The organism is Microbacterium sorbitolivorans, assembly GCF_003327285.1.
GTDB classification, from domain to species: Bacteria; Actinomycetota; Actinomycetes; order Actinomycetales; family Microbacteriaceae; genus Microbacterium; species Microbacterium sorbitolivorans.
Window position 1 is genome coordinate 435337 of the sequence record NZ_KZ848473.1, and the last position, 22462, is coordinate 457798.

Below are 22462 nucleotides of genomic sequence, written 5' to 3' on the forward strand. Positions count from 1 at the left end.
TGGGTACTTGACGAGCGCCTCGGGATCCCGAAGACCGTTCGGATCCAGTTCGAGCAGCACGTCAATACCCGTCGGTGATCGACATCGTGGTCGTGGATGACCACCACCGTGCCTCCCACGACGGGCGCGTTCGCGCGAGGACCACACAGCTCGTCGGTGACGGATCGAGTGCCGCGCTTCGTGCGGAACTCGGCGGTCAGGGTGAAGACAGGGTCGTCGTCTTGGTAGGCGTGTTTCCAACTGAGGTCGGTGATCGTCGCGACCGTGCGGCTGCCATGTTCGCGGAGGTGTTCTCGACGGAGGTGCCGTGCATATCGCCGGCGAAGCGCCCTGAGGAACGCGCGGAACGAGAGCAGGCTGAGGAAGAGAAACAACGCACCGAGTGCGGTGATGCCGAAAGCGATGGGCGGTTGGACGAAACCGGGACCGGCGACGATCAGCCCGAAGCCGCAACCGAGCAAGCCTGAAATCATTCCGGCGACGGTGGGGGCTCCGCCCCGCGTCGACCAGGGCTCCGAGGTATCGAGGGAGATCGCGAGCCCGGCCCCGAGAAACATCGCCGCCAAAGCCACGATGACGCCGACGGCCTCGGGCACTGCTGGCCATCGGACGTCGAAGAGGTGTGTGAGCGCGGGGTCGGGATGGAGCGGACAGACGCGCCCGCCCGTGGGGGAGTCGGAGTAACACTGCGGATCCATGTGCGGTAGCCCCGCGGCGGCGATGACGTATGCCGCGATCGCCCAGAGCACCGCGATGGCACCAGCGTGTCGTAGCACGCGCGCCCATCCCTCATCTGGAGCCGGGAGTGTGCGCACGAGCCTTCTCATACTCATCTCGGCGACTCCTTCCGCTCTTGCACTCAAGGGTGCCGTGTCGCACAGTCTCCCGATCACGGAAAACACAAACGAGGTGCACCGTACGGAGGCGCCTCACACGCCTCGGTGTGGTCGGGCAACGCCGTGGCGAGGCTCCCGCGGCCGCTGAAGGGCTACTGGTCTTCCCAGGGCGTGAATTCGATCGTCAGGTCGTCGCCGTCGATCGTGTAGGTGCCGACGAGCGAGGTCCGGTAAGAGGTCGTTCGGGCCCCCGATGTCGCGCCTTCCTCGGCAGGGCGCCAGAATACGACCGTGGTCATGAACCGCTGGCCGTTCACGAACGTCAGGTCGTACGGTTCCTGGGCGACTCCGGTGGTCGATGGATCCGCTTGCCGGATGCTCGCGGGGCACGCGGCATCCGTCGAGGTTCCGGGTTCGACACAGGCATCGGCCCGGACCTTCGCCGCATCCAGGATGGCCGACCGGAGCTCCTCCGTCGCAGTCACCGCGAGGCTACCCACAGCGTTGTCGCCCAATGTCGGCGAGGGGAATGCCACCAGCTCCGCAGGCGCGATCGCGAAGTAGGGCCCTCGGTCGGGCCCGGTCAGCTCGTAGACGGCCGGATACACGGGCACATACGCCGACGTCGACCGACGGCCGCTCGTATCCACGTCCAGATCGAGCTCCGCCCCGGCAAGGTCCACCTGTTCCACGCCTGTGAGGGAGAGCTCGTCTTGAACCACCACGGCCACGTTGACCGTCAGCGGCGAGTCGGGACGCCAGCCTGGCTGCAGAAGCCAGAAGGCTCCCGTCTCCCGCATCACCGTGAACGTGTGCGTGTACGACTGCCCGGCGAGCTGCATCTCGGCTTCCACCTCGGCGGTGTCGCCGTCGCGCTTCGTCGTCGTGACCCGCGTCACCTCGATGTGCGAGGTGGCGGGGCCGAGGACATCGTCGGTCAGGTAGGTCGCGTCATCGACGAAGTCGCCGGGGTCGACGATCTGCGCGGCCGCCGACGCATCACCCTCGGCGATCGCCCCGAGGTACGAACTCACGACGTCCGACGGATCACTGGAAATGGAGATCACCGCCGCCGCGGTCAGATAGCCACCAAGCGCAAGGACGGCGGCACCCGCAGCGATCCATGCGCCGCGCTTACGCCGTGCCGCGGGCGACTCTGGCGAAGCACCCGTCGGTGCGTTCTCCGTCGTCGTCGTCACTGGACCGATCCCCACATCTCAACCATTCATCGAGCTCTCGCCCTCAGACTAGCCGCGCCAACCTCTTCCTTGAGATCCACGGGCTTGCCAAGGATCCTGCATCAGATCCGGTGCGCTCTGCGATGCGCAGCGGCACGGCAACACACCGAACTGGGCCATCGAGTTAAAGAAAAAGGACGAGGTTCACATCTCCGCGAGAGTAGTTACTCTCGTTGAGGATGTGAACCTCGCACATCTGGGGTGGCTGACGGGGCTTGAACCCGCGACCCCCGCGACCACAACGCGGTGCTCTACCAGCTGAGCTACAGCCACCATGTCTCCCCAGCTCGCCGGGGCAACTTCATTAGTTTGTCATATCGACTGGGTGAACTCGCTCACCACTTTCTCAGAAATCGCCTTCGCTTCTTCGCTTGTGGGGCCGGGTTCCGCGGAAAATGCGGCGAGTCGGTAGTACTGCAGCTCGCGGATCGACTCGAGAATGTCGGCGAGAGCGCGGTGGCCGCCGTGCTTCTCGGGCGCGTTGAAGTAGACGCGCGGCATCCAGCGGCGGCTGAGCTCCTTGATGCTCGAGACGTCGACGTTGCGGTAGTGCAGGTACGTGTCGAGCGCGGGCATGTACTTCGCGAGGAACATACGGTCGGTGCCGATCGTGTTGCCGGCGAGGGGCGCCTTGCGCTCGACGGGTACGAACTGGCGCACGTACTCGAGCACGCGCTCCTCGGCCTCGGCGAGGGGGAGGCCGTTCGGTATCTCCTTGTCGAGACCGCTCGTGGCGTGCATGTTCTGCACGAACTCGCCCATGTTCGCCAGCGCGGCGTCGCTCGCCTTGATGACGAGCTGCAGTCCGGGGTCGAGGATCTTGAGGTTGAAGTCGGTGACGACGACGGCGATCTCGACGAGTTCGTCGATGGCGGGGTCGAGCCCCGTCATCTCGCAGTCGATCCAGACGAGGCGGTCGTTCTCAGCTGAGCCCACGTTCGACGCTCTTCTCTCTTCGCAATGGATATCGTCCCCCAGACAGGATTCGAACCTGCGACCAGCGGATTAGAAGTCCGGCGCTCTTCCTCTGAGCTACTAGGGGTGGTCGTCCCAGGTTACCGGTTTCGACTGGATCCGCTCACGGGCGCCGGCCCGCCCGGGCGAGTCAGCGTGTCCACAGGGCCCAATTTGCGGGAATTCCTCCACAGACTGCCCCGCGGGCCTGCGGGAGGTGCCTCGATCGTGCTGAGTTCGTCATGTGGACCGAGTCGCGGTCTGCGAAAAACGAAAGGAATGGGCATGAACGAGCAGATCACGATTATCGGCAACGTGGGTACGGAGCCGGTCGTCGACAAGGGCGACGACGGGCGCACCTTCACGCGATTCCGGGTCGGCTGCACGCGGCGCTTCCGCGACCCGCAGTCGGGCGCGTGGCGCGACACCGAGTCGAGCTGGTACGACGTCACCGCGAACGGCATGCTCGCCGACAACATCATCAAGTCGGTGAGCAAGGGCACCCGCGTCGTCGTGACGGGCGTGCTCGCGGTGCGCAAATGGGCGCGAGACGAGCGCAGCGGCATCAACGTGACGGTGCGCGCCGAGACGGTCGGCATCGACCTGCAGTGGGCGAAGGTCCAGCAGATCATCAAGACGTCGGTGACGCACCGCAGTGACGCCGACGAGTCGCCTACCGAGGAGAACTGGATGCCGACGGCACCGGATCCCGCGCAGGAGCCCGACGACGAGCTCGCCGAGCTCGACGTCGATGCGGCAACGGGCGAGGTGCGAGAGGGAGAGGAGGTGCCGACGCCGTTCTAATCGCGCAGGTCCATCAAGCGTCGGGCGACGGATCCGCGGCCTCCCCTCCGCGGATCCGCGCCCGCGTGGCGGCCCGCGCGAGCCGTGGATCCGTGCGCGTCACCCATATCGTGTGGGCCGCGCCGATACTGGGGACACCCTGGGCAGAGCAGAGGGGAGAACGGTGCCCGGCCGCGTAGGCTTAGGGGAGACTTTCCACCCCATAGCCAGGAGGTAGGCCAGAGGAATGGCTGAGTACATTTACCAGATGGTTCGCGCCCGCAAGACCGTGGGCGAGAAACTGATTCTCGACGACGTCACGATGTCGTTCTTGCCGGGCGCGAAGATCGGTATGGTCGGCCCGAACGGTGCCGGTAAGTCGACGATCCTCAAGATCATGGCGGGCCTCGACCAGCCGTCGAACGGTGAGGCCGCGCTGACGCCGGGTTTCTCGGTCGGCATCCTCATGCAGGAGCCGGAGCTTGACGAGTCGAAGACGGTTCTCGAGAACGTGCAGGACGGTGTTGCCGAGATTAAGGGCAAGATCGACCGCTTCAACGAGATCTCGGGCCTGATGGCCGAGCCGGACGCCGACTTCGACGCCCTGCTCGCCGAGATGGGCACACTGCAGGAGGCCATCGACGCGGCCGACGCATGGGACCTCGACGCACAGCTCGAGCAGGCGATGGATGCCCTGCGTACGCCCCCGGCCGAGGCTCGCGTCGAGCACCTCTCCGGTGGTGAGAAGCGCCGCGTCGCGCTCTGCAAGCTCCTGCTCGAGAAGCCCGACCTGCTTCTGCTCGATGAGCCCACTAACCACCTCGACGCCGAGAGCGTGCTGTGGCTCGAGCAGCACCTGAAGTCGTACCACGGTGCCGTCATCGCGATTACCCACGACCGGTACTTCCTCGACCACGTGGCCGAGTGGATCGCCGAGGTCGACCGCGGTCGCCTCTACCCGTACGAGGGCAACTACTCGACTTACCTCGAGAAGAAGGCCGAGCGCCTCGACGTTCAGGGCAAGAAGGACGCGAAGCTCGCGAAGCGCCTGAAGGAAGAGCTCGAGTGGGTCCGCTCGAACACGAAGGGTCGCCAGGCCAAGTCGAAGGCGCGTCTGGCGCGCTACGAGGAGATGGCTGCCGAGGCGGAACGCACGAGGAAGCTTGACTTCGAGGAGATCCAGATTCCGGCCGGCCCGCGCCTGGGCTCGGTCGTGATCGAGGCGAAGAACATCTCGAAGGGCTTCGACGACCGCACGCTGATCGACGGCCTGAGCTTCTCGCTCCCGCCGAACGGCATCGTCGGCGTCATCGGCCCGAACGGCGTCGGTAAGACGACGCTGTTCAAGACGATCGTCGGCCTCGAGCCGCTGGACGGCGGCGAGCTGAAGATCGGTGAGACGGTCAAGCTCAGCTACGTCGACCAGACTCGCAGCGCGATCGACCCCGAGAAGACCCTCTGGGAGGTCGTCTCGGACGGCCTCGACATCATGATGGTCGGCAAGACCGAGGTGCCCTCGCGCGCCTACGTGTCGAAGTTCGGCTTCAAGGGCCCGGACCAGCAGAAGAAGGCCGGCGTGCTCTCTGGTGGTGAGCGCAACCGACTGAACCTCGCGCTCACGCTGAAGCAGGGCGGCAACGTGCTGCTGCTTGACGAGCCCACTAACGACCTCGACGTCGAGACCCTGCAGTCGCTTGAGAACGCGCTGCTCGAGTTCCCCGGTTGCGCCGTGGTCGTCACCCACGACCGTTGGTTCCTCGACCGCATCGCGACGCACATCCTCGCCTACGAGGGCACCGAGGAGAACCCGGCGAACTGGTACTGGTTCGAGGGTAACTTCGAGGCGTACGAGGCGAACAAGATCGAGCGCCTCGGCCCGGACGCGGCCCGCCCGCACCGCACGACGCACCGCAAGCTGACGCGCGACTAACGTCGAAATCACGAATGGCCCGCACCGGAAGGTGCGGGCCATTCGTCGTCGTGGCGGCTAGCTGGTGAGGCCGTCGACGTAGTCGCGGTTCTCGTTGATCCACTCGGCGACCACGGGGCCGTAGTCGTCGGTCTGCTCTCCGCTCGCAAACATCGCGGCCTCGAGCGACTGCAGGTGGTCGAGGTCCATGGTGAAGTTCTCGAGCCACCCGGCGACCTCGGGCTGATCCTCGCGGAAGCCGGTGCGCGCCGTGATCTGCATCGTCTCGGCATCGCCGTAGGCATTCTCGGGGTCTTCGAGATTCTTGAGGTCGTACTGGTCGTAGGCCCAGTGCGGCTCCCAGAGCGTCACGACGATGTTGTCGCCGGCCGACATCGCGGCGTCGAGCTCGGAGAGCATCGCGGCGCTCGACGACGTCGAGTACTCCATGCCCTCGAGGCCATACGTCGGAATGACGACGTTGGAGGTGGTCGTCGTGAGGCCGGCGCCGGGGTCGGTGCCAACGATCGTGTTGCCGAATTCGGCCGCGTGGTCGGCGAGCTCGGCGATCGAGTCGATCGGCGCGTCGGCATTGACCGCGAGGTGGTTCTGCGCATCCTCGTTCCACGTGCCGAGCACGTCGAGGTCGTCTCCGAGCTTGTCGAAGTACGACTCGTGCGTGACGGGAAGCCACGTGTCGGTGAAGAAGTCGTAGTCGCCTGCGGCGAGGCCCGCGTAGACCGCGGCCGCGTCGGCATACTCGATGGTGACGGAGTAGCCCTGCTCCTCGAGCACGGCCTTCCAGAGCTCGGAGCTCGCGATTCCCTCATCCCAGCCGGCGATGGCGGGGATCGTAAGGGATCCCTTCGACTCCGTGCCGCCTGACGAGGATCCGCCGGAGGTGATGTCATCGGCCGTGGCGACGCAACCCGTGAGCGCGAGCGCGGTCGCGCCCATCAGGGCTCCGGCCGTCACGATCTTGCGGGTGATCATGGTGTTCCTTCCTGGGCGGCGGGACGCTCCCGCCTGCCACATGCGACGAGGGGCCGCCGCAGAGCCCGGGGCTGCTGCGGCGGCACCTCGCGTCGGGGTGTTAGGCCGTGAGCCCGTCGACGTAGTCCTGGTTATCGGCGATCCAGTCGGAAACAACGGGGCCGAAGTCGTCGGGCTGTTCGTCGCCCGAGAACATGACGGCCTCGAGCGACTGGAGCTGGTCGAGGCTCATCTCGAAGTTCGAGAGCCACTCGGCGACCTCGGGGAACTCGTCCGCAAAGTCGGCGCGTGCCGTGACCCGCATCGTCTCGGCGTCGCCGAGGGTGTTCTCCGGGTCTTCGAGGTTCTTGAGGTCGAACTTCGAGTAGGCCCAGTGGGGCTGCCAGAGCGTCACGACGATGTTCTCGCCGGCGTCGGCCGAGGCCTGCAGCTCGGTGAGCATCGCGGCCGTCGACGAGGTCTGGTAGTCCATGCCCTCGAGGCCGTAGGTCGGGATGACCTTGTTCTGCGTCGCCTCGGTGAGGCCGGCGCCGGGCTCGATGCCGACGATCGTATTGCCGAACTCGTCGGCGTGATCGGCGAGCTCGGTCAGCGAGTCGATCGGGGCATCGGCGTTGACCGCGATCGTGTTCTGGGCGTCCTCGTTCCAGGTGCCCAGGGTCGCGATGTCGTCGCCGTACTTCTCCATGTAGGTCTTGTGGGTCAGCGGCATCCACGTGTCGGTGTAGAAGTCGTAGTCGCCGGCGGCAAGGCCCGCGTACACGGTGGCGGCGTCGGCGTACTCGACGTTGACGGTGTAGCCCTGCTCCTCGAGCACTGCCTTCCAGAGTTCGGAGCTCGCGACGCCTTCGTCCCAGCCGGCGATAGCGGGGATCGTGAGGGTGCCCTTCGAGTCATCGCCCGACGAGGATCCGCCGGAGGCGACGTCGTCCGCGGTCGCGACGCAGCCCGCGAGGGCGAGGGTGGCGGCACCGAGGGCGGCGCCGGAGAAGAGGAGTTTGCGGTTTCGGGTGAGCATGTTTTCGTCCTTCCTGGCCTTCGAGTACCTCTCGAACGCCGGTGTACGACGAAGGGGCCGTCACCTGGCCGGTGACGACCCCTTCCTCACACGTGTGTTGTGTCGGTCAGGCGGTGAGCCCGTCGACGTAGTCCTGGTTGTCGGCGATCCACTCGCGCACGATGGGCTCCCAGTCGGTTGCGTCGGGGTTCTGGTTGAACATCAGGTCCTCGAGGCCGGCGAGCAGCTCGGTGTCCATCGTGAAGTTGGCGAGCCAGCCCTCGACCTCGGAGAAGTCGTCGGCGAAGCCCTCGCGGCTGTACACGTTGAGCGACTCGGCGGATCCGAGGGCGCCCTTCGGGTCGTCGAGGTTCTTGATGTCGTATGCCGAGTAGGCCCAGTGGGGCTCCCACAGCGTGACGACGACGTTCTCGCCAGCGTTCTCGGCGGCCTGCAGCTCGGCGAGCATCGCGGGGGTCGACGAGGTCTGGAAGGTCATGCCCTCGAGGCCATACTCGGGGATGACCGAGTTGTTCATCGCGCCCGTGAGGCCCGCGCCGGGCTCGATGCCGACGATCGTGTTGCCGAACTCATCGGCGTGCGCCGCGAGATCCTCGAGCGAGTCGATCGGGGCATCGGCGTTGACCGCGACGGTCAGCTTCGAGTCCTCGTTCCAGGTGCCGACCTTCTCGATGCCGTCGCCGTACTTGTCGAGGTACTCGGCGTGGGTCGTGGGCTCCCAGACGTCGGTCGTGACGTCGTAGTCGCCGTCGCTCAGACCCTGGAATACCGTACCGGCGTCGACGGCGTCGACCTCGACCGTGTACCCGGCGTCCTCGAGGATGACGCGCCACAGCTCGGTGGTGGCGATGCCCTCCTCCCAGCCGCTGAACTCGGCGATCTTGATGGTGCCCTTCGAGTCGTCCGAGCTCGAGGATCCGCCTGCGATGTCCTCCGCGGAGGCGACGCAACCCGTGAGGGAGAGCGCGCCGGCCGCGATGAGGGTGGTGACGGAGACGATCCGCTTCTTCATGCTGTGTGTTTCCTTTCGTGTCAGCCTGTCAGGGACGTCAGGCTGCTACTTCCTGCTTGGCGGCGCGGCGCTTCGCGATGAAGCCGCGAATCTGCGCGAGCACGCCCATGTTCTTGCCGAAGGCGCCCGTGAGGCGGTCGAGGATGATCGCGATCACGACGACCGAGAGACCGGCCTCCACGCCGAGCGCGGTGTCGAGGCGACCGAGGCTCGCGTAGACGTCGCCTCCGAGTCCGCCGGCACCGACCATGCCCGCGATGACGACCATCGAGAGCGAGAGCATGATGACCTGGTTCACGCCGGCCATGATCGAAGGCAGCGCGAGGGGGAGCTGGATCTGGCGCAGGATGCGGCTGGGCGACGCGCCGAAGGCCTGGCCGGCCTCGACGACCTCGCTGTCGACGCCGCGGATGCCGAGCTCGGTGAGTCGGACTCCGGGGGCGAGCGAGAACAGAATCGTCGCGACGATGCCGGGCGCCACGCCGACGCGCAGCAACAGCAGGGCGGGGACGAGGTACACGAACGCCGGCATGGTCTGCAGGAGGTCGAGCACAGGGCGGAGGATCGCCGAGACGCGGTTGCTCTTCGCGGCGGCGATACCGAGCGGGATCGCGATAAGCAGCGACCAGAAGGTCGCGACGATCACGAGCGACAGGGTCGCCATGGCGTTGTCCCACTGCGCGACCGAGGCGATGAACAGCAGGCCGACGAGCGTGCCGACGCCGAAGATCCAGCCGCGTGCGAGCAGCGCGATCAGAACGATCACGACCATGATCACCGACATGCCGGTGACGGCGAGCTGCCCGGGGACGATCCAGAAATAGTCGGCGCCCAGCAGCGTGTACAGGAGGTTGTACATGCCGGTGAAGATGGTGCGGAGCACGTCGAAGAGCCCGTGCGCGTTCGCGACGAGCCAGTCGACGACGTCGGCGGCCCAGGATCCGAGGGGAAGACGGGGGAAGTCCATCAGTTCGCCTCCTTCGAGTCGGTGGCCGGCACATCGGGCTCAGAATCGGCGAGGACCTGGTCGATGATGCTCGTGGGAACGGGCTCGTGCGGGAGGGTGATCTCGCCGGTCGCGTCGGGGCCGGGGCCGAGGGCTGCGAGCAGGGTGACTCGCGGGATGACGCCGACGAGGCGCTCGTCCTCGTCGACCACGGCGAGCGGCAGGGGCGACTCGACGGCGGGAACGAAGATGTCGATGAGCACGTCGCTCGCCTGCACGACGGAGGGGACCGGCTTGATGATGCCGGCGAGCGAGCGGTCGCCGCGTCGCACGGCCTTGACGGCGTCACGGTCGGAGACCATGCCGATGAGCTTGCGGTTGCGGTCGACGACGAAGACGGCGGCGAGGAACGGCTCGCGCATCGCGCGGAGGGCCGTGCGGGGGCCCGAGGTCTCGGAGACGACGGGACGCGGCTTCTCCATGACGTTGCCGGCCGTGAGGACACGGGCGCGGTCGACGTCCTGCACGAACTGCTCGACGTAGTCGTTCGCGGGGTCGGTGAGGATGTCCTCGGGCGACCCGATCTGCACGATGCGGCCGTCGCGCATGACGGCGATGCGGTCGCCGAGGAACATGGCCTCGTTGAGATCGTGCGTAATGAAGATGATCGTCTTGTGCAGCTTCTGCTGTAGCTCGACGAGCTGCTCCTGCATCTCGCGGCGGATCAGCGGATCCAGCGCGCTGAACGCCTCGTCCATCAGGAGGATGTCGGTGTCGGCGGCGAGGGCGCGGGCGATGCCCACGCGCTGCTGCATGCCGCCGGAGAGCTCGTTCGGGAACTTGTCGCCCCACGAGCCGAGGTCGACCATGTCGAGGATCTCCTGGGCGCGCGCGAGGCGCTTGGCCTGGGGGACGCCCTGGATCTCGAGCGGGTAGGCGACGTTGTCGATGACGGTGCGATGCGGGAGCAGGGCGAAGTGCTGGAAGACCATCGAGATCGACGAGCGTCGGATCTCGCGGAGCTTCTTGTCGGAGATGGTCGTGATCTCCTGGCCGTTGATCTGGAGCTTGCCCGCGGTCGCGTCGTGCAGACCGTTGAGCATGCGGATCAGGGTCGATTTTCCGGATCCGGAAAGACCCATCACGACGAAGATCTCGCCGCGGTTGACCTCGAAGGAGGCGTCGATCACGGCGGCGGTCACGCCATCGATCTGGTCGCGGGGTGTGCCCTTGCGGAGTTTCTCGACTGCGTCGTGGGTGCGTCGGCCAAAGACCTTGAACAGGCCCTCGGCGCGGACGAGCACCTCGGTATCAGTATCACTCACGTGTATTTTGCTGCCGGCGCGCCGCATGACGCAGTACGCGCGCTCAGCCCTAAGTAGATGAATTTCTTCTTCACTGCCGGCGGCCGTGTCGTACGCGAACACCGCGGATGGTACAGATTGACGTTCTGCGTGTCGACAATCTGACAGACCAAGCTTACGCATACTGGTCGATAAGGCGAAATTCAGCGTGTCGTTCGTCATATGAGTCGGCTCCCGCGCCGCTGTCATCTCGGTGAGAGAAGATGGAAGAACACCTCCCGCAATCCGTGATGGAGTTCTTCATGTCACACGCCCTCGGCGTCAACGTCCGCGCAGACTTCCCGTTCTTCGCGGCACACCCCTCAGCCGTCTACCTCGACACCGGCGCGACGAGCCAACGGCCCGCGCGCGTCATCGATGCCGAGGCCGACTTCGTGCGCAGCGATTACGCGGCCGTGCACCGCGGATCCTCGATGGCGACGGGCGAGGCGACCTGGGCTTTCGAGAGCGCGCGCGAGCGCGTCGCGGCCTTCGTGGGCGCGGGGGAGCGCGAGATCGTCTGGACGCAGAACGCGACCGACGCCCTGAACATGGTGGCGCTTGGCATGGCCGACGCCTCGGCCGGCCTCGGTGACGAGCGCTTCGCGCTGCACCCGGGCGACGAGATCGTCATCACGGAGGCGGAGCACCACGCGAACCTCATCCCGTGGCAGCGGCTGGCGGCGAAGACAGGCGCGGTGCTGCGCTGGGCGAGCGTTGACGAGCGCGGCCTCTGGAGCCTCGACGGGATCCGCGAGGTGATCGGAGAGAAGACGCGCGTCGTCGCGTTCGCGCACGTCTCGAACGTGACGGGCCAGATCGCGCCGGTCGCGGAGATCGTGGAGCTGGCGCAGCGGGTGGGGGCCTTCACGGTGCTCGACGCGTGCCAGTCTGCCCCGCACATGCCGCTGGACTTGCGGGGGCTCGGGGTCGATTTCGCGGCCTTCTCGGCGCACAAGATGCTGGGCCCGACGGGCATCGGCGCGCTCTACGGGCGCGGAGACCTGCTCGACGCGTTCCCGCCGGCCCGCACGGGCGGATCCATGATTACGGTGGTCTCGATGGAGACGGCGGACTTCCTGCCGGCGCCGAACCGCTTCGAGGCGGGAACGCAGGCCGTGAGCCAGTCGGTGGGATTCGGCGCGGCGGTCGACTACCTGTCGGGGCTCGGCATGGACGCGGTCGCGGCACACGAGCACGAGATCTCGCAGGCTCTCGTGGAGGCGGTCGAGCGGATCCCGGGCGTGCGCCTGATTGGGCCGGCGGCCGGGGAATACAGAGCGGCGCTCGCGAGTTTTATCGTTGACGGCGTGCACGCGCACGACGTTGGCCAGTTCCTCGACGATCGCGGTATCACGGTTCGCACGGGGCACCACTGCGCGCAGCCGCTACACCGGGCGCTGGGCACGGCGTCGTCGACGCGCGCGAGCGCGGGCGTCTACTCGACGCTCGACGACGTGGCGGCGTTCGGCGCCGCACTGGCAGAAGTACGCGGATTTTTTGGAGCGGATCGATGAGCAGCGCACTCGAGCAGATGTACCAGGAACTGATCCTGGACCACTCGAAGACCCCGGAGGGCAAGGGCGACCCGTCGGTTCACCCCTTCACGCACCACGAGCTGAACCCGTCGTGTGGCGACGAGATCACGCTCGGCATCACGGTCGAGGACGGAAAGATCGCGGGCCTCGCCTGGGAGGGCGACGGCTGCAGCATCTCGATGTCGTCGGCGTCGATCATGAGCGAGCTCCTCGAGGGAGCGTCGCGTGAGGACGCGCTGCGCCGCATCGACGAGTTCCGCAACATGATGCGCTCGCGCGGCGTGGTCGAGCCGACGGAAGAGCTCGGCGACGCGGCGGCCTTCCGCAACACGGCAAAGTACGTGATGCGCATTAAGTGCGCCATGCTCGCCTGGGTCGCGCTTGAGGCCGACCTGCGGGCGTCGCTCGTCGCGTAGTAACGCGGGGCCGCGGATCCGGTGCCGCGATGGCGTGGATCCGGGTTAGACGCCGGGGACGCGCAGCATGATCTCCTGCGCGGTGCTGGCGACGAGGGTGCCGTCCTGCGTGTAGAAGCGCCCGGTGTTCATGCCGCGGCCGCCCTGGGTGGAGGGCGACTCGTTGACGTAGAGAAGCCAGTCGTCGACGCGCGTGAAGCGGTGCCACCAGATGGCGTGGTCGAGGCTCGCCGACTTGATGCCGGGAACGCGCCAGTTCACGCCGTTGGCACGGAGGGATGGCTCCTGGATCGAAAAGTCGCTCATGTAGGCGAGCACGGCGCGGTGGAGGCCGGGGTCGTCGGAGATCGGTTCGCGAACGCGCATCCAGGTGGCCTGGGTTCCGGATCCGTCGGGCTCGATCGGCACGCGGCGGGCCTCGATCGGATTGGAGCGGAGCAGGAAGAAGGACCCGGCCATGTCGTCGCTCGGCTCGATCTCGTCGGGCGAGGGGACGCTCGGCATGGGCGTCTGGTGGTCGAGGCCGCTGTCTTCGGTCTGGAACGAGATGATGCCGGAGAAGATCGGGGTGCCACTCTGGTAGGCCTGCACGCGGCGGCGCGAGAAGGAGCGGCCGTCGTGGATCCGGTCGACGGCGAAGGTGATGGGCAGGTCGAGATCGCCGGGGCGGAGGAAATATCCGTGCATCGAGTGGGGGTGCTGGGTCTCGTCGACGGTCGCGGCCGCGGCGACGACGCACTGGGAGACGACCTGGCCGCCGTAGACGCGGCCGGTCGGGATCGGGTGCGAGCCGCCGACGAAGATGTCTTCGCTCGTGCGGGCGCCGGTGTCCTCCAGGCGGAGGACCTTCAGCATCATGTCGACGGGCTTTTTGAAGTCGATCTCGAAGGTCACACGCCTAGTCTAGGAACGATGAGTGAGCGACTGGTGATGGCGGATCCAGAATCTGCCCAGGACGTGCTGACCTTCGCGGGGCGCGCGGCGCGCGCGGGCGAAGAAGGCGTGCGAGTGCAGGCAGCGGGCGGAACGCTCGTGATGACGGCGGCGGCGCTCGCGCCGAAGGGGCTGCTCGATCGCACGCCGACGGTGCTCGCGATGCGCATGCTGCACGCGGATCCGGAACTCGAATGCGACTTCGTCGTGGAGTCGCTCGAGAAGGACACGGATCCGCGAAACATCGTGCTGCCGGACGAGGCGATCTCGCCGGCGTGGGCGGGCATTGCGCCACCGCGCGGGGGCTGGGAGTACGCGGGCGACATCGACGCGGCGGTTCTCGCGAACCGTGCCCAGTGGGGCATTGCGGCGGTGGCGCGCCAGATCCCGGAGAACCCGGGCGAGGACGCGGTGCGAGCGGTGCGCGGAGCGGTGTGGGGGCCGCCGGACGAGGACCTTGAGGGGCTTCCGCTCGGGGTGGCGTTCGCGGCGTTCACGTTCGGGTTTATCTCGGGCGAGGAGCGCGCGCAGGTGTTCGCGGCGGGGCGCTGGACGCGGGTCTCGCTGCAGCGCGGGCACATTCTTTCGCGCGGGCCGGCGGTCAGCGGACTAACGGCGGTGCGTCGCACGGGCGGTTCCGAGGAAGCGTAAGGGCGGGACCGTGCCGGGGGATGATGGGGGAATGTCGATTGATCGTTCCTACATCCGCGTCAAGGCCATGCTGATCATTCCTCACGAGGATGGCCTCCGCCACCTCGTGAGCGTCAACGACCCGACGACCGAGAACTCGGCGGGATTTCACCGTCTCATCGGCGGGAGCGTCGAACTCGGCGAGACGCATCGCGATGCGATCATTCGCGAGATCGACGAGGAGCTCGGGGCCCGCATCATTGACCTCAGGCACCTCGGGATGATCGAGAACATCTTCCGGTTCAACGGCGAGCTCGGCCACGAGATCGTCGCGCTGTACTCGGGCACCCTTGATCCCTCGCCCGCCGACGAGGGCGGGACGCTCACCGAGTCGGACGGCTCGGTCGTGCCGGTCGAGTGGCGCCCGATCAACGACGCGGATCCGGCGATCCCGCTCTATCCCGCGGGCGCGGAGGAGTGGGTGCGATCTTTGATCGGGTAGGGCGCGGTCGGCTAAGCGGATGGCGGTATCCGACATTCTCGACGGATCGCCGTCATACACAATGGAGCGATGAGCGAAGCCCACGTTGAATGGTTCGGCCAGCCGATCGGGGAGCCTGTCGAGATTCAGGACCCGCGCGAAGACTGGGCTACAACGGGCCGTCGGTGGGAGGAACGCCTCGTGGAGGCGCTCTCACCGCTCCCCGTTCAAGCCGATCACATCGGATCGACATCGGTGCCGGGCCTCGCTGCCAAGCCGGTCATCGACATGCAGATCCAGGTGCCGGACCTTTTAGATGAAGACGCGTATGTGCCCGCGTTGGAGCGAATGGGGATGATACTCCGCGCTCGTGGATCCGACTTTCGTTTTCTTCGGCCGCCAGCAGGAAACGAACGCAACGTGCACATCCACGTGTGCGAGGCCGGCTCCGTCTGGGCGGGGGAACACCTAGCCTTCCGAGATGCGTTGCGCGGAGACGCCGCTCTTGCCGGTGAGTACGAGCGTCTGAAACACCGCCTGGCGGCGGCTGCTGATTCGCGCACGGCCTACAACCGCGGCAAAGAATCGTTCATCCGCGAGGTCGTCGCGCGGCATGCGACGCAGAGCATCGTCGATCACCGAGGCAATCGACTCGTCGCGCTCACGGAAGCATCAGAGCCAGAACTTGACGCCGCGGCCGCGGCGACGCCGTGTCCACTCGCGCTCATCGTGCTCATCGACGATGCGACGAACGGCGTGCTGTTCGGCCTGAACACCTGGCGACACGAGTATGAGCTGCCCGGTGGGATGGTCGAACCGGGGGAGAGTCTCATTGAAGCGGCCCGACGTGAACTCGAGGAAGAGACCGGCATTCGCGTCGACGTCCTTACGCTGGTTGGTTACGCAGAATTCGCACTGACGAACCCGCTGCGTGACGAGCTGGGTGCTGTCTATCGCGCAACGGTTTCGGGTGAGCAAGCCTCGGCAAGTGACGAGATGCAGCAATTTCTCTGGAGAACTCCGCTCAGCACCACTGGTCACGCCATCTCTGCGCTTGACGACGCAATCGCCGAGTGGGCAACCGGTACTTCCTGATCTCGTCACCAAGCGCCCTCAGCGAGCAGACGCCACGTCGATCAGACTGCGACGCCAGCATGGTGGCGAATTCTTCCGAGAGCCAATGCCGTGAAGTTTGGGGCGCAGGATCCAGGAGACTCACCTCTTCTGCCCTTGGCGCGCGCCTACCGCGTGTCCCAGCCCGGCGGATCATCCGGATTGAACGGCGGCGGGTCGTGCCAAAGGCTGGGCCGGTCCGCCGCCGGGAGACGCCCGGGTTCCTTGGGCGAGGGATGCGCCGGTTCCTGGGTCGGGGGAAGCGCCGATTCCTGGGGCGAAGGAGACGCCTGTTCCTGCGGCGGGGCTGGATCGGGTGGTGGTTCTTCACGGAAGAAGACCCTGCTCGGTGGCTCGGTCTCGTACGTTCGGCCGGTCGGGCTCGTCCACTCGATGACGCCATCGTCGAGCTGCCGCATCCGCCAATCCGACTGATGCTTCATCACGTGATGCGCCTCACAGAGGCAGGCGAGGTTCGACATCGTCGTACGCCCGCCCTCGGCGAACGCGTGCGTGTGGTCGATGTCTGCCTTGCGTGCGGGCAGAGTGCACCCCGGGAACCGGCAGGTGATATCCCGCCCGATCAAGGCGCGTTTCTGCCACGCCAGCGGCCGGTAATGGTCGATCTGTTCGACCTGCCCCGTGTCTGGCCGGTAGAAGAGACGGTCCCATCCCGGTGCCGTTCCCGCGAGGTGGCGGGCGCTGTCGGGTGAGATGAGGGTGCCGGCATCGAGCCAGGCGGCCCCGTCATCGGGGTCGAGGATCATCGTCGACGGGATCGTCACCTGCACCTCGGCCTGAATGTTCGACAGTGTCGCGTCGGTGCCGGCCGCATAGAGGTCATGCCCGGTGGGCTCGGCGCCGAGGAGGATGTCGACGAGGACGTCGGTGCGGACCTGATCGAGGGTGCGGTGATCGGTCGCGGCAGTGAGGGTCGGGTTCGCGGCGGTGGTGGCGCTATCGCTGAAGCCCTGACCGGCTCCAGAGCCGTCCCCGCAGCCGCTGTCAGCAGTGCCCGGACTCGCCGCCGCCGAGACCGGCGCATCCGGCAGCGGCGACGTTGCACCGTGCACGCTGGCACCACCCGGCGCACCGGTGTAGTGGTCCGGGGTCGGCGCATCTGTCGCTCGGCCCACGCCCGACGCACCGCCGTTCAGTGCCGTGCCCGATGCGCCAGCACCCGCCGCCCGCATCGCCCGGCACTTACACGCCTCGACCTCGCATTCGGCCCCCACGGGGTGCCCGACCTTCCGCCGGTACTGATCCCGCACCCGCGTCCGATCCTGCTTGATCACCTTCGCGAGCTTCGTCGCACGGTCATACACCGCATGCAACTCCAGTGACGGCCCGTAGATGCGCAGATCGCTCATGCCGTCATCGCGGTCGGTGATCGAGACGTACCGGCGCTTCCGCACCAGCGCGTGCCGCTCCCGCGGCGACATCTCCGCCGCCTCGGCCGCCCGCTTCTTCGCGACCCGCGACAGGTCGCCCGGCGTCATCTCGGCCGCGATCGGCGCCGTCGCGACATCGAACGCCGCCCGCGCGTCGGGCTCCAGCAGTGACCCGGCCTCGACCACGACGCGTGCGTGTTTCGCCGAGATCGTGCCCTCGCCGAGCGCCGCGTGCGTCTCGGGATAGTCATGCGTGAGGAGTTCCGCGTCTTCCATCGCGTGCTTCGCCGACGCCGGATGCGTGTGAGTGGCCGCCGCCACTTCCGCGGCCATCGCCCGGCGGGCGTAGTCGATGCCGTCGGGGTTCGCCGAACGCTCGCCCGCCGCATGCGCGATCGCCGCGAGCTGCGAAAGGGCCGTGGCCTTGAGCGCCTCAAAACGCGCGATCGCCGCATCAAACCGGGTGGTCGCCTCGACGAGCAGGCCCGCGACCTCGCGCTCTTCGGGGGTGAGCCCCGGGAGCGTGAAAGCGGCGTTCGTTGTCATGTATCCAGGCTAGAAACAACCCCTGACAAACGAACGCCGCCCCAGAAAAACTAGGCCTCGAACGAGTTTACGAGCGAGTGTGCCGCGCGGTCCAGATAGTCCCACAGCACGTCGCGGTGCATGGGAGAGAGGTCGACCTCGTCGACCGCCGTCCTCATGCACGCCAGCCACCGGTCGCGCGCATCGGGATTGACCTTGTACGGCACGTGCCGCATTCGAAGCCTCGGGTGCCCGCGCGTCTCGCTGTACGTCTTCGGGCCGCCCCAGTACTGCTCGAGAAACAGCAACAGCCGCTCCGCCGCCGGTCCCAGATCCTCCTCCGGGTACATCGGCTTCAGCACCTCGTCGAGCGCCACCTCACGGTAAAACACGTCGACCAGGCGCTGGAAGGTCGGACGACCGCCCACCTGCTCGTAAAAGGTGGGCGCGTCGTCCGCGAGCGTCATCTCACTCGTCCTCTGCGTCGCGGGCCTGAGCCGTCAGCGCGCGCTCGACGTCGGCGAGGTTCTCCGCGACGATGCGGCGCAGCGCCGCCGGTGCCTCGGCGTTGTCGGCCAGCCACTGGCGCGTCGTGTCGCGCAGCTCGACGCTCGCGAGCGGCGTCGGGTAGAGCAGCTCGATTAGGTACGACGCGATCTGGAACGAGCGCTCGTTCCACACCCGCACCACCATGTCGAAGTAGCGGCCCACGAACTCCGTGAGGTCGCCGCGCGTCGCCGGGTGCACGATGCCCAGCGCCGCCGAACGCAGCACCGTGTTCGGCACATTGTTCGTGTCGACGAGCTCCGTCCACTCCGCGAGCTTGCTGCCCACGCCCGGAAGCGCCGCACGCGCCTGGGCCGCCATCTCGGCGCCCTTCGACGTGTTGTCGGCTTCGAGCGCCGCCGCGATCTCGTCGCGCGTGACCTTGCCGCCCGCAGCGAGCGACACGAGAAGCTGCCACGACAGGTCCGCGTCGATCTCGAGCCCGTCCAGCACGATCTCGCCGCCGCGCAGCGCCGCCACGCGGTCCCAGTGCGCGTCGCGCGACGCCGCCTGCGCGAACGCCGTCGCGAGCTGCAGCTGCATGTCGCTGCCCGCGGCGGATCCGGTGAGCAGGTTCCAGATACCGTCCGCGACCTGCGCGCGCACGAAGTCGCGCGTTTCCGGATCCGTGTACATGTTCGCGGCCGTCCGCACCTGCGCGAGCGTCGTGCGGATCGTCGTCGATTCGGTCTCGGATCCGAGACCCGCGAGCACGAGCTGCACGTAGTCACGCGCGGCCATCTCGCCATCGCGCGTCATGTCCCATGCCGCGCCCCAGACGAGCGAGCGGGCGAGCGGATCCGCGATCGACGCGACGTGCGAGATCGCCGTCTCGAGGCTCTGCGCGTCGAGGCGAATCTTCGCGTACGCGAGGTCGCCGTCGTTCAGCAGCACGAGCGCCGGGCGCTGCACTCCGACGAGATCGGCGATCTCCGTGAGGTCACCGTCGATGTCGACCTCGACCTCGTGCGTGCGCACGAGCGCCCCGCCCTGCAGGTCGTAGAAGCCAATGCCCATGCGGTGCGGGCGGATCGTCGGGTAATCGGCCGGCGCCGTCTGCAGCACCGCGAAGCGCGTGATCTTGCCGTCAACGTCGGTGTCGATGACCGGCGACAGCGTGTTCACGCCCGCCGTCTCGAGCCACTTCGCACTCCACGACTTGAGGTCGCGTCCGCTCGTCGCCTCGAGCTCGACGAGGAGGTCGCTGAGCGTCGTGTTCTGGTAGGCATGCTTGCGGAAGTACGCGCTCACGCCCGCGAAGAAGGCGTCGATGCCGACGTATGCCGCGAGCTGCTTGAGCAGCGAGCCGCCCTTCGCGTAGGTAATGCCGTCGAAGTTGACCTGCACGTCTTCCAGGTCGTTGATGCTCGCCACGACGGGGTGCGTCGACGGCAGCTGGTCCTGGCGGTAGGCCCAGGTCTTCTCCATGGCGGCGAAGGTCGTCCAGGCGCCCTCCCACTCGGTCGCCTCGGCCGTCGCAATGGTCGACGCCCACTCGGCGAACGACTCGTTGAGCCAGAGGTCGTTCCACCACTTCATCGTGACGAGGTCGCCGAACCACATGTGGGCGAGCTCGTGCAGGATCGTGACGACGCGCCGCTCCTTGACGGCGTCGGTCACCTTGCCGCGGAACACGTAGGTCTCGGTGAAGGTCACGCAGCCCGCATTCTCCATCGCGCCCGCGTTGAACTCCGGCACGAAGAGCTGGTCGTACTTCGCGAACGGGTACGGAACCCCGAACTTCTCCTCGTAGTAGGCGAAGCCCTGCTTCGTCTTCTCGAAGACGTAGTCGGCGTCCATGTAAGGCCAGAGGCTCTTGCGCGCGAACACGCCGAGCGGAATCGTGCGGCCCTCGCTGTTCACCAGCTCGTCGCGCACCTCTTCGTAGGGACCCGCCACGAGCGCCGTGATGTATGACGAGATGCGCGGCGTGGGCTCGAAGCCCCACGTTGCCGCCACGCCGTCCTCGTGCTCGATCGGCTCGGGGGTCGGCTGGTTCGAGACGACCTTCCAGTTCTTCGGTGCCGAGACCGTGAACTGGAACGTGGCCTTGAGGTCGGGTTGCTCGAAGACCGCGAACACGCGGCGCGAGTCCGGAACCTCGAACTGCGTGTAGAGGTACACCTCGCCGTCGGCCGGATCCACGAAGCGGTGCAGGCCCTCGCCCGTGTTCGTGTATTCGCAGTCAGCGTCGATGACGAGCTCGTTGTGCTCGGCCAGGTCGTCGAGGGCGATGCGCGAGTCGGCGAAGACGTCCGCCGGCGAGAGCTCGCGGCCGTTGAGCGTGACCTCGCGAACGTCGCGCGCGATCAGGTCGATAAACGTCGACGAACCGGGCGTCGCGTCGAACCGCACGACGCTGCGCGACCCGAACACCTCCTCGCCCTTCGTGAGGTCGAGCGAGACCGCATAGCTGTGGGTGTCGACGACGGCCCGGCGGGCCTCCGCCTCGACGCGGGTGAGGTTCTCTCCAGGCACTTCGATTGCTCCCATGAGGTTGTCGGGGGGATCCGCTCGCGCACGCGTAGTGCCACGAGCAACCCCCACAGCCTACGTTGCCGGGGTGTGTCTTTGCCGCGTTGCCGCGCGGGAATGCGCCATCAGCGAACTTTTCTTTGGCTTCACGGAACGGACTTCTACAGAGGTGCGAAGATAAGTCTGTGACTACCGCTGACGTTCCCTTTGCTTCTGCCGCAGCCCGTTCGGGCGAGCCGTTCGTCGAGACGCCGACCGCATACGACGCGATCCTCCTGGCGAGTTTCGGGGGGCCCGAGGGGCAAGACGACGTCATTCCCTTCCTGCGGAACGTCACGCGCGGCCGCGGCATCCCCGACGAGCGACTCGAGCTCGTGTCGACCCATTACCGGTCGTTCGGCGGCGTCAGCCCCATCAACGGCCAGAACCGCGTTCTGCTCGAGGCCCTCGAGGCCGAGATCGCCCGCCGCGGCCTCAACCTTCCCGTCTACTGGGGCAACCGCAACTGGCACCCGATGATGGACGACGCCGTGACGCGCGCCTACGCCGACGACCACCGCACCGTCCTCGCCCTCGCGACGAGCGCCTACAGCTCGTACTCGAGCGACCGCCAGTATCGCGAGGACTTCGCCCGCGTTCTCGGATCCGAAGACGGCACCGGTCTCGGCGAGGGCGACGACCCCATGACGATCGACAAGATCCGCCTCTTTTTCGACCACCCCGGCTTCGTCGAGCCCTTCTATGAGGGGATCCGCGACGCCATCGGCACCTGGCTGAAGGACGGCCGCGCGGCGCGCGAGATCCGGATCCTCTTCTCCACCCACTCCGTGCCGATGGGCGACGCGAATAAGTCCGGTCCCCGCGATGCCGAGTTCGGCGAGGGCGGCGCGTACGTCGCCCAGCACAAGGCCGTCGCCGAGTACCTCATGGCCCGCCTGCGCGACGAGTTCGCCGCCGCCACCGACATCGACTGGTCGCTCGTCTTCCAGTCGCGCTCCGGCCCGCCGTCGCAGCCCTGGCTCGAGCCCGACATCAACGACGTGATCGCCGAGCTTCCCGGCGAGGGCATCACCGCCGTCGCCGTCGTGCCCCTCGGCTTCGTCAGCGATCACATGGAGGTGCTCTGGGACCTCGACAACGAGGCCAAGCAGTCGGCCGCCGACGCGGGCCTCGCCTTCGCCCGCACCCGCACCCCCGGTGCGCACCCGGCCTTCGTATCTGGCCTCGTCGACCTGATCGAGGAGCGCCTGAACGGCACCCCCGCCTCCGAGCGACCCCACGTGACGCCGCTCGGCCCCTGGTACGACGTGTCGCGCCCGGGAAGCGACGAGAACGAGCGCCTCGGCTTCCGGCCCGCGGCCGCCGGCCTCGCCCCCTGAGCG

At 67.2% G+C, this 22462-nt stretch carries 20 protein-coding genes and 2 tRNA genes; 9 read left to right on the forward strand and 13 right to left on the reverse strand.

Translation table 11 applies throughout. The annotated features are described in order from the left end of the window. Nucleotides 1-74: 74 nt before the first annotated feature. On the forward strand, nt 75-467 hold the full coding sequence (locus DTO57_RS02250) for a hypothetical protein (RefSeq protein ID WP_114116592.1): 393 nt from the start codon (nt 75-77) through the stop codon (nt 465-467). 521 nt (nt 468-988) lie between these two features. Here the strand turns inward: DTO57_RS02250 and DTO57_RS02255 are convergent. From DTO57_RS02255 to DTO57_RS02270, 4 genes are all read right to left on the reverse strand, one after another. Beyond that, nucleotides 989-2035: a hypothetical protein gene (locus tag DTO57_RS02255; RefSeq protein WP_114116593.1), complete on the reverse strand. Its 1047-nt coding sequence runs from the start codon at nt 2033-2035 to the stop codon at nt 989-991. Nucleotides 2036-2271: 236 nt separating this feature from the next. Further along, nucleotides 2272-2347, reverse strand: a tRNA-His gene (locus DTO57_RS02260). 39 nt (nt 2348-2386) lie between these two features. Then, a complete protein-coding gene (orn, locus tag DTO57_RS02265; RefSeq protein ID WP_114116594.1) occupies nt 2387-3010 on the reverse strand; it encodes an oligoribonuclease in 624 nt (207 codons plus the stop codon). Between the two features lie 34 nt (nt 3011-3044). Further along, nucleotides 3045-3116 (reverse strand) — tRNA-Arg (locus DTO57_RS02270). Nucleotides 3117-3313: 197 nt separating this feature from the next. Here DTO57_RS02270 and DTO57_RS02275 point away from each other — a divergent pair. Beyond that, entirely contained in the window at nt 3314-3832 is a 519-nt protein-coding gene (locus DTO57_RS02275) for a single-stranded DNA-binding protein (protein WP_162785624.1), read from the forward strand. Between the two features lie 226 nt (nt 3833-4058). After that, nucleotides 4059-5741, forward strand: a complete 1683-nt coding sequence (gene ettA / locus DTO57_RS02280) for an energy-dependent translational throttle protein EttA (protein ID WP_114116596.1) — start codon at nt 4059-4061, stop codon at nt 5739-5741. A gap of 57 nt (nt 5742-5798) precedes the next feature. Here the strand turns inward: ettA and DTO57_RS02285 are convergent, their stop codons facing one another. The 5 genes from DTO57_RS02285 to DTO57_RS02305 all read right to left on the reverse strand — a co-directional run bounded on the left by DTO57_RS02285 (nt 5799) and on the right by DTO57_RS02305 (nt 11014). Next, complete coding sequence (locus DTO57_RS02285) at nt 5799-6713, reverse strand: glycine betaine ABC transporter substrate-binding protein (protein ID WP_114116597.1); 915 nt, start codon at nt 6711-6713, stop codon at nt 5799-5801. A 100-nt stretch (nt 6714-6813) separates the two neighbouring features. Continuing rightward, nucleotides 6814-7731: a glycine betaine ABC transporter substrate-binding protein gene (locus tag DTO57_RS02290; protein WP_114116598.1), complete on the reverse strand. Its 918-nt coding sequence runs from the start codon at nt 7729-7731 to the stop codon at nt 6814-6816. 106 nt (nt 7732-7837) lie between these two features. Next, a complete protein-coding gene (locus DTO57_RS02295) occupies nt 7838-8743 on the reverse strand; it encodes a glycine betaine ABC transporter substrate-binding protein (protein ID WP_114116599.1) in 906 nt (301 codons plus the stop codon). Between the two features lie 37 nt (nt 8744-8780). Continuing rightward, nucleotides 8781-9710 (reverse strand): ABC transporter permease, encoded by a 930-nt coding sequence (locus DTO57_RS02300; RefSeq protein ID WP_187346578.1) that lies wholly within the window; start codon nt 9708-9710, stop codon nt 8781-8783. Continuing rightward, on the reverse strand, nt 9710-11014 hold the full coding sequence (locus DTO57_RS02305) for a quaternary amine ABC transporter ATP-binding protein (RefSeq protein WP_229730332.1): 1305 nt from the start codon (nt 11012-11014) through the stop codon (nt 9710-9712). Before DTO57_RS02305 ends, DTO57_RS02300 begins: the two co-directional genes overlap by 1 nt. 281 nt (nt 11015-11295) lie before the next feature. Between DTO57_RS02305 and DTO57_RS02310 the strand changes: the two genes are divergently transcribed. Together DTO57_RS02310 and sufU are read left to right on the forward strand one after the other, a co-directional pair. Then, entirely contained in the window at nt 11296-12549 is a 1254-nt protein-coding gene (locus DTO57_RS02310; protein ID WP_114117252.1) for a SufS family cysteine desulfurase, read from the forward strand. Continuing rightward, nucleotides 12546-12986 carry a Fe-S cluster assembly sulfur transfer protein SufU gene (gene sufU / locus DTO57_RS02315; protein WP_114116602.1) on the forward strand — a complete coding sequence of 147 codons (441 nt, stop codon included), beginning with the start codon at nt 12546-12548 and terminating at the stop codon, nt 12984-12986. The genes DTO57_RS02310 and sufU overlap by 4 nt, the downstream gene beginning before the upstream one ends. 45 nt (nt 12987-13031) lie before the next feature. On the opposite strand, the gene DTO57_RS02320 is transcribed toward sufU, so the two are convergent. Continuing rightward, the gene (locus DTO57_RS02320; protein WP_114117253.1) at nt 13032-13844 is read right to left on the reverse strand and encodes an acyl-CoA thioesterase; all 813 of its coding nucleotides are present in this window, start codon (nt 13842-13844) and stop codon (nt 13032-13034) included. A 54-nt stretch (nt 13845-13898) separates the two neighbouring features. Here DTO57_RS02320 and DTO57_RS02325 point away from each other — a divergent pair, with 54 nt between their 5' ends. The 3 genes from DTO57_RS02325 to DTO57_RS14745 all read left to right on the forward strand — a co-directional run bounded on the left by DTO57_RS02325 (nt 13899) and on the right by DTO57_RS14745 (nt 16125). Further along, on the forward strand, nt 13899-14570 hold the full coding sequence (locus tag DTO57_RS02325; RefSeq protein WP_114116603.1) for a DUF8185 domain-containing protein: 672 nt from the start codon (nt 13899-13901) through the stop codon (nt 14568-14570). 31 nt (nt 14571-14601) lie between these two features. Next, on the forward strand, nt 14602-15051 hold the full coding sequence (locus DTO57_RS02330) for an NUDIX hydrolase (protein ID WP_114116604.1): 450 nt from the start codon (nt 14602-14604) through the stop codon (nt 15049-15051). Nucleotides 15052-15120: 69 nt separating this feature from the next. After that, the gene (locus DTO57_RS14745) at nt 15121-16125 is read left to right on the forward strand and encodes a GrpB family protein (RefSeq protein WP_114116605.1); all 1005 of its coding nucleotides are present in this window, start codon (nt 15121-15123) and stop codon (nt 16123-16125) included. A 146-nt stretch (nt 16126-16271) separates the two neighbouring features. On the opposite strand, the gene DTO57_RS02340 is transcribed toward DTO57_RS14745, so the two are convergent. From DTO57_RS02340 to pepN, 3 genes are read right to left on the reverse strand one after another with little or no spacing between them, the layout of a single operon-like run. After that, nucleotides 16272-18080, reverse strand: coding sequence for an HNH endonuclease signature motif containing protein (locus DTO57_RS02340; protein WP_114116606.1), 1809 nt, complete (start codon nt 18078-18080; stop codon nt 16272-16274). Between the two features lie 50 nt (nt 18081-18130). After that, complete coding sequence (locus DTO57_RS02345; RefSeq protein WP_114116607.1) at nt 18131-18526, reverse strand: globin; 396 nt, start codon at nt 18524-18526, stop codon at nt 18131-18133. 1 nt (nt 18527) lies between these two features. After that, on the reverse strand, nt 18528-21083 hold the full coding sequence (pepN, locus tag DTO57_RS02350; RefSeq protein ID WP_114117254.1) for an aminopeptidase N: 2556 nt from the start codon (nt 21081-21083) through the stop codon (nt 18528-18530). 182 nt (nt 21084-21265) lie between these two features. Between pepN and DTO57_RS02355 the strand changes: the two genes are divergently transcribed. Further along, nucleotides 21266-22459: a ferrochelatase gene (locus DTO57_RS02355; RefSeq protein ID WP_114116608.1), complete on the forward strand. Its 1194-nt coding sequence runs from the start codon at nt 21266-21268 to the stop codon at nt 22457-22459. Nucleotides 22460-22462 lie beyond the last annotated feature (3 nt).